Annotated in this window: 8 protein-coding genes; 6 read left to right on the forward strand and 2 right to left on the reverse strand. The window is 70.7% G+C overall.

The annotated features are described in order from the left end of the window. Positions 1-55: 55 nt before the first annotated feature. Complete coding sequence (locus tag FYW95_RS10445; protein WP_305081028.1) at positions 56-628, reverse strand: nicotinamidase; 573 nt, start codon at positions 626-628, stop codon at positions 56-58. 69 nt (positions 629-697) lie between these two features. After that, positions 698-1,999 (reverse strand): nicotinate phosphoribosyltransferase, encoded by a 1,302-nt coding sequence (locus FYW95_RS10450; RefSeq protein ID WP_159943072.1) that lies wholly within the window; start codon positions 1,997-1,999, stop codon positions 698-700. Between the two features lie 132 nt (positions 2,000-2,131). Between FYW95_RS10450 and FYW95_RS10455 the strand changes: the two genes are divergently transcribed. The 6 genes from FYW95_RS10455 (at position 2,132) to rdgB (ending at position 6,494) form a co-directional block, all read left to right on the forward strand. Further along, on the forward strand, positions 2,132-2,566 hold the full coding sequence (locus FYW95_RS10455; protein ID WP_159943071.1) for a M67 family metallopeptidase: 435 nt from the start codon (positions 2,132-2,134) through the stop codon (positions 2,564-2,566). Positions 2,567-2,662: 96 nt separating this feature from the next. Beyond that, positions 2,663-2,941: a MoaD family protein gene (locus FYW95_RS10460; protein ID WP_159943070.1), complete on the forward strand. Its 279-nt coding sequence runs from the start codon at positions 2,663-2,665 to the stop codon at positions 2,939-2,941. Between the two features lie 7 nt (positions 2,942-2,948). Then, positions 2,949-3,896 (forward strand): PLP-dependent cysteine synthase family protein, encoded by a 948-nt coding sequence (locus tag FYW95_RS10465; protein ID WP_159943169.1) that lies wholly within the window; start codon positions 2,949-2,951, stop codon positions 3,894-3,896. 359 nt (positions 3,897-4,255) lie between these two features. After that, the gene (locus FYW95_RS10470) at positions 4,256-5,008 is read left to right on the forward strand and encodes an MBL fold metallo-hydrolase (RefSeq protein WP_159943069.1); all 753 of its coding nucleotides are present in this window, start codon (positions 4,256-4,258) and stop codon (positions 5,006-5,008) included. A gap of 98 nt (positions 5,009-5,106) precedes the next feature. Beyond that, positions 5,107-5,826 carry a ribonuclease PH gene (gene rph, locus FYW95_RS10475; RefSeq protein ID WP_159943068.1) on the forward strand — a complete coding sequence of 240 codons (720 nt, stop codon included), beginning with the start codon at positions 5,107-5,109 and terminating at the stop codon, positions 5,824-5,826. 62 nt (positions 5,827-5,888) lie between these two features. After that, entirely contained in the window at positions 5,889-6,494 is a 606-nt protein-coding gene (rdgB, locus tag FYW95_RS10480) for an RdgB/HAM1 family non-canonical purine NTP pyrophosphatase (protein ID WP_159943168.1), read from the forward strand. The last annotated feature ends 874 nt before the right edge of the window (positions 6,495-7,368 follow it).

Here is a 7,368-nt window from a genome sequence, read left to right on the forward strand (position 1 = left end):
GCGAGGGGCGGCGGTACGCACACCGCCGCCCCTCCCCCGCGTTCGCGGCCGGTGCTCAGCCGACCAGCGGCTCACCCTCCAGCTCCACGCCCGCCTCGCGCAACTGCTCCAGCGCCGCGTCCACCGTCGGGCGCGCCACCCCCGCGGTCAGACCGAGCAGCACCCGCGTGCGCAGGCCCTCCCGGGCCGCGTCCAGCGCGGTGGCCCGCACACAGTGGTCCGTGGCGATCCCCACCACGTCCACCTCGTCCACGCCGTGCTCGCGGAGCCACTCGGCCAGGGGGACCCGGTCCTTGCGGGCGCTCCCCTCGAAACCGCTGTAGGCGGCCGTGTAGTGCCCCTTGTCGAACACCTCCTCGGCCAGCGAGGCGTCGAAGTCGGGGTGGAACTCCACTCCCGGCGTCCCCGCCTCGCAGTGGCGCGGCCAGCTGTCCACGAAGTCGGGGTTCTCCGAGAAATGGCTCCCCGGGTCGATGTGGTAGTCCCGGGTGGCCACCACGTGGTCGTAGCCGCCCGAACGCGCGTGCTCGGTGATCGCCGCCGCCGTACGCGCGCCGCCGGTCACCCCCAGGTGCCCTCCCTCGCAGAAGTCCCTCTGCACGTCCACCACGATGAGCGCCCTCATCACGTCACCTCCTCGTTCGTCGTCCGCGCCGTCGGCGGTGCCGGCGGGACACCGTGCCAACAGAACGCCGTGCTAGCGGAACACCGTGGGCAGGGCCGCCTCACCGCGCGACATCCGCAGGGCCTCCTCGGGCAGCTCCGCCACCGTCGCCAGGTGCCGTTCCCGGGCCTCCCGCACCGTCTCACGCCCCACCACCTCGCCGTCGGCGACCAGGGGGCGCAGCAGCGGGCGCGTCCCCACCTGCTCGGCCGGCGGATGCGGATAGATCTCCTCCGCCACGGCCGTGCCCCGGTCGTCCAGGCGCCGCACCGCCCACTTGCGGCCGCCGCGGCTGGGCTTGCCGACCGAGCGCTTGGCCACCGGCTCCAGGGGGGAGTCCGGTTCCAGGCCCCGGGCCCGCGCCACCAGCTTGTACACGAGGGACACCGTCGGAGCGCCCGAGCCCGTCACCAGAGAGGTACCCACTCCGTAGCCGTCCACCGGGGCCACCGCCAGGGCCTGGATGGCGTGCTCGTCCAGGTCGCCGGTCACCACGATCCGGGTGCCGGTCGCGCCCAGCGAGTCCAGCTGCTCGCGCACGCGTGCGGCGTGGGCGGCCAGGTCACCGGAGTCGATTCGCACCGCGCCCAGCTCGGGCCCGGCCAGCTCCACCGCGGTGCGCACCGCGCGTTCCACGTCGTAGGTGTCCACCAGCAGCGTCGTTCCCGCGCCCAGGGACTCCAACTGGGTTCTGAAGGCGTGCCGCTCGCTGTCGTGCAGCAGGGTGAACGCGTGCGCCGCCGTCCCTCCGGTCGGCACCCCGTAGGTGCGCCCGGCCTCCAGGTTGGAGGAGGTGGCGAACCCGGCCACGTAGGCGGCGCGCGCCGCCGCCACCGCCGACCGCTCGTGGGTGCGGCGCGAGCCCATCTCGATCAGCGGGCGGTCGCCGGCCGCCACGGCCATGCGCGTGGCGGCCGAGGCGATCGCGCTGTCGTGGTTGTACACGGACAGGGCCAGCGTCTCCAGGAGCACGGCCTCGGCGAAGGGGGCCTCCACCACCAGGATCGGCGACCCGGGGAAGTACGCCTCGCCCTCGCCGTAGCCCCACACGTTCCCGGAGAAGCGGTAGTCGGCCAGCCACTCCAGGGTGGGCTCGTCCACGACCCCGTGGTCGGACAGGAAGTCGAGTTCCTCCCGGCCGAAACGGAACCTCTCCAGGAGGTCCAGGAAGCGGCCGGTTCCCGCCACGACGCCGTACCGGCGCCCCTCGGGCAGGCGGCGGGCGAACATCTCGAACACCGACCGGCGTGCGGCGGCGCCGCTGTGCAGTGCACCCTGGAGCATCGTCAGCTCGTAGTGGTCGGTGAGCAGCGCGCTGCTGATGTCCTCACTCATGGGCACGAGCCTAGACCGTGCCCGGCACGCGCCCGGGAGGCGCCCCAGTCCCGCCGGGGAAGGGTGATCCACATCGCACACCAACAATACCCATTTGGTTGGTAGGGAACTGGATTTGGGTACCCTGGACACATGCTGAGGATTGATCGCTCGATCTACGACAAGATCGTCGCCCATGCCCGCCGCGACCACCCCGACGAGGCGTGCGGCATCGTGGCGGGGCCCGAGGGCTCCGACCGCCCCGAGCGGTTCGTCGAGATGATCAACGCCGAGCGGTCGCCGACCTTCTACCGCTTCGACTCCCTCGAACAGCTCAGGGTCTGGCGGGAGATGGACGACCGGGACGAGGAACCGGTGGTGATCTACCACTCCCACACCGCGACCGAGGCCTACCCCTCGCGCACCGACATCTCCTACGCGTCCGAGCCGGGCGCCCACTACGTGCTCGTGTCCACCCGCGAGCCCGACACCGTCGAGTTCCGCTCCTACCGGATCGTCGACGGCCAGGTCACGGAGGAGCCGGTGGAGGTCACCGGGGCCGAACCCGGGACCGAGGCGGACCGGTAGGTTCCGCACCAGGCGGGGGCGGTGTCCAGGAATGGGCGCCGGGTGCCCCCTGTTGGCATTGAACGCACACCAACGACCGCTAACGGAGACACCTTCATGGCCATCGAGGTCCGCATCCCCACCATCCTGCGCAACCTGACCGACGACGCCAAGGTCGTCGAGGGTTCCGGTGCCACGCTCGGCGAGCTCTTCAGCGACCTGGACAGCCGATACCCGGGCATCGAGGAGCGCCTGGTGGACGGTGGCAAGCTGCGCCGCTTCGTCAACGTCTACCTCAACGACGAGGACGTCCGCTTCGTCGGCGGTCTGGAGGCCGAGCTCTCCGACGGCGACAACGTGACCGTCCTCCCCGCCGTCGCCGGTGGAAGCCGCTAGGCCGGTCATGCGCTACGACTCCCTGCTCGACTCCCTCGGCGGCACGCCGCTCGTCGGCCTGCCCCGCCTCTCCCCCTCGCCGCGGGTCCGCCTGTGGGCGAAGCTGGAGGACCGCAACCCGACCGGCTCGATCAAGGACCGCGCCGCGTTCTTCATGATCGAGCAGGCCGAGAAGGACGGGCTGCTCTCCCCGGGCTGCACCATCCTGGAGCCGACGTCGGGGAACACCGGCATCTCCCTGGCCATGGTCGCCAAGCTGCGCGGCTACCGCATGGTCTGCGTCATGCCGGAGAACACCTCCGCCGAGCGCAAGCAGTTGCTGGCCATGTGGGGGGCCGAGGTCCACTTCTCCGACGCGGCGGGCGGCTCCAACGAGGCCGTCCGCGTGGCCAAGGAGATGGCCGCGGCCCACCCCGACTGGGTGATGCTCTACCAGTACGGCAATCCGGCCAACGCCCGGGCCCACTACGAGACCACCGGTCCCGAGCTGCTCGCCGACCTGCCGGAGATCACCCACTTCGTGGCCGGGCTCGGCACCACCGGCACCCTCATGGGCGTGGGCCGCTACCTGCGCGAACACCGCCCGGGCGTGCAGATCGTGGCGGCCGAGCCCAGGTACGGCGAGCTGGTGTACGGGCTGCGCAACCTCGACGAGGGGTTCGTGCCCGAGCTGTACGACGAGTCGGTGCTCACCACCCGCTTCTCCGTGCCCTCCGACGCCGCCCTCAGGCGGACCCGGGAGCTCCTGGACAAGGAGGGCGTCTTCGCGGGCATCTCCACCGGCGGTGCCCTGCACGCCGCCATGGGTGTGGCGCGCAAGGCGGAACAGGCGGGCGAGCGCGCCGACATCGCGTTCGTCATCGCCGACGCCGGGTGGAAGTACCTGTCCACCGGTGCCTACGAGGGCACCCTGGAGGAGGCCGAGGAGCGGCTCGACGGCCAGCTCTGGGCCTGACGCGACGTCGCCCCGGGCCCCGTCGCCCGGCGCGACGCGGTACCGGGCGAGGGCCGGTGCTCCCCCGCGGGGGAGCACCGGCCCTCGTGCTGTGCGGTCCACCAGGGCGGTGAGGGGCGGGCAACGCCTCCGCAACGTGCTCAGAGCAAACAGGACATACGGTGTCAAGGAGTGTGAAAAATTCACACGTGATCCAGGTCGCGTGAGACGCGGGCCACATTTTGTACCACCCGGGCGGCCATTGGGGTACACCCGTAACAACGGGACATCCGCAGAACCAGCCGCCATCCGCACTCCTCACACATTCTCGACGGGGGTGCCACGGACGCCGCGCGGCCCATCGAGAAGGCGACGACGACGTGCGACTCACGATTATCGGCTCCTCGGGGAGCTTCCCCGGGCCGGACAGCCCGGCATCCTGTTACATGCTCGAAGCGGACGGCTACCGCCTCCTGCTCGACATGGGCAACGGCGCTCTCGGAGCGCTCCAGCGCCATATCGACATCTACTCGGTCGACGCCGTCTACCTGAGCCACCTGCACGCCGACCACTGCTTCGACCTGTGCTCGTACTGGGTGGCCAGGATGTTCCACCCGGGCGGGGCGAAGCCGCGGATCCCGGTCTACGGCCCCAGGGGCGTGGCACAGCGGGTGGCCGAGGCCTACGGTCTGGAACCCGACCCCGGGATGACCGAGGTGTTCGAGTTCCACGAGCTCACCCCCGGAACCCTGCGGATCGGCCCCTTCGCCGTCCGCGTCGACTACGTCAACCACCCGGTGGAGGCCTTCGGCATCCGGCTGGAGCACGGCGGGGCCTCCATGGCCTACTCCGGTGACACCGGGGTGTGCGACTCCCTGGTCGAACTCGCCACCGACACCGACCTCTTCCTGTGCGAGGCGGCCTTCCAGGACCACCTGGAACACCCCAAGGACATGCACCTGACCGGGAGCGAGGCGGGCGACCACGCCAACCGGGCCCGGGCCCGCAGCCTGCTGCTCACCCACCTGGTGCCGTGGAACGACGACGAGGTCACGCTCGCCGAGGCGCGTTCGACCTACGGCGGCCCCATCGGACTGGCCCGCAGCGGCCAGGTGCACACGGTCGGCGGCTGAGCCGGGGCGGGGGCGCACGGCTCCCGGCAGGGCCGTGGCCACGGACGGTTCCCGCCTCCCAGCCCCGGAGGACACCCGGCGGCGATACGCTCTTGACCATGGCCCGACCTGACGGACGCGTTCCGACCCAACTCCGCCCCGTGACCATCACCCGCAACTGGCTCCGCCACGCGGAAGGCTCCGCGCTCATCGAGTTCGGGGACACCCGAGTGCTGTGCGCCGCCAGCGTCGAGGACGGTGTTCCGCGCTGGCGTCGGGGCACCGGCGAGGGCTGGGTCACCGCCGAGTACGCGATGCTGCCCCGCTCCACCGACACCCGCGGGGCGCGTGAGGCGGTCCGCGGCAAGATCGGCGGACGCACCCACGAGATCTCCCGGCTCATCGGCCGCTCCCTGCGCGCGGTCGTGGACTTCAAGGCGATGGGCGAGCACACCATCACCCTGGACTGCGACGTGCTCCAGGCGGACGGCGGCACCCGGACCGCCGCGATCACCGGGGCCTACGTGGCGCTGGCCGACGCGATGAAGTGGCTGCGCAAGCGGCGCAAGCTCAAGAACAACCCGCTGACCGGCTCCCTGGCCGCCGTCAGCGTGGGCGTGGTCCAGGGGCAGCCCCGGCTGGACCTGAACTACCTGGAGGACTCGGTCGCCCAGACCGACATGAACGTGGTCCTCACCGGGGACGGGAGGTTCGTCGAGGTGCAGGGCACCGCCGAGGGCGCCCCCTTCGACCGGGACCTGCTCAACCAGTTGCTCGACCTCGCCCTCTCCGGCTGCGAGGAACTCACCGCGCTCCAGAAGAAGGCTCTGTCGGAATGACCGCCGTGAACCCCGTGGGCGCCGGTACGCGTATCGGCGCCGCCCGCGGGGGAGGGGAAACCGTGAAGATCGTCCTGGCCACGCGCAACAAGAAGAAGGTCCCGGAGATGCGGGCCATCCTGGCCGACGCCGGGGTGAAGGCGGAGGTGCTCTCGCTCGACGCGTTCCCGGACGCCCCCGAGGTCCCCGAGACAGCGGACACCTTCCTCGGAAACGCCCTGCTCAAGGCGCGGGCCATCGCCGCGCACACGGGGCTGCCCGCGGTCGCCGACGACTCGGGGCTGAGCGTCGACGAGCTGCGGGGGATGCCCGGGGTGCTGTCGGCGCGCTGGTCGGGTCGCTTCGGCGCCGGTGACCAGGACCGCGCCAACCTCGACCTGGTCCTGGACCAGCTGGCCGACACCCCGTCCGAGCGCCGGGGCGCGCAGTTCGTGTGCGCCGCGGTCCTGGTCATGCCGGACGGCACCGAGGCCGTCGCCGAGGGTGTGCTGCGCGGCCGCCTCGTGCGGGAGCGCCGGGGGGAGAACGGGTTCGGCTACGACCCGGTGTTCGTCCCCGAGGGGGAGAGCCGCACGACGGCGGAGCTGTCCCCGGAGGAGAAGAACGCGATCAGCCACCGCGGTATCGCCTTCCGCAAACTGGCGAGGGAGCTGGCGGAGATCCTCTGACGGCTGACGGGCCGAGGGCTCCGGGGATCTGGGGACGAGGTCCCGGGAAGCACCGGAGGGCGGGGCCGGTGGATCAGCTCTTCGGGCCTCCCGGCCTCGGGGCCTCTGGTTCGCTGCGCTGACCAGTTCTCTGTGCTGGTCAGGCGGGTTCGTCCAGGGGGCCGGCCATGGACCCGACGAAAAATCCTCGCGGAAATCCGGGGCCCGTGTGTTTGGTCGCCGGGCCGCAGGGCAGGATCGCCTTTGCCTGACAATCAAGCCAACGAACGCCAGACGCGGTCCTTGGTGTGTGGGGGTTGGAGAGCGTCACCCCGCGGACCGGGCAGGCCTGGCAGGCCGCTCGACCTCCGTGGAACGCCCGGGGTGACGGGAGTTCGCTCCTCGACCGGGCGATTTGACGCCACCGGATCGGTTCCCTACACTCGATCGGGTCGCTGCGGGACGGCGAGGATCCTTCGACGGATCGACTCGGAACCGGGCCGCATCACAAGACCTCCTCTCGAGTCCACGTGGTCCGAGCATGTGCTCGGAGCATGTAAGCTCAGGGAGTTGCCTCGAAAGAGGAACTCGCCTTTACTTCGAAGCAGTGTTTCGAACGCTTGTTGTGCAGGAAAGCCGTACGGCTGGAAGGCACAGCGGCAAAACCGCCGGTTTGGCGGGGCACGGAACACCTGATAAAGTAAAGGCACAACAAAGCGGAAACGCACACAGCGCCTTCCACGGAAAAGCGACAGACCGGTTTCGGCTGGTCGGGCTTGTACGGGAAGAGCGGTTGTTTCTTGAGAACTCAACAGCGCGTGTTTGATTTTCTTTAAGCCAAGTTTGTTTTGGCCCCGTCACACGAGCCCCTTCGCAGGGGGGAGTGTGCGAGGTT

It is taken from the genome of Nocardiopsis sp. FR4 (assembly GCF_009830945.1).
GTDB lineage: Bacteria > Actinomycetota > Actinomycetes > Streptosporangiales > Streptosporangiaceae > Nocardiopsis.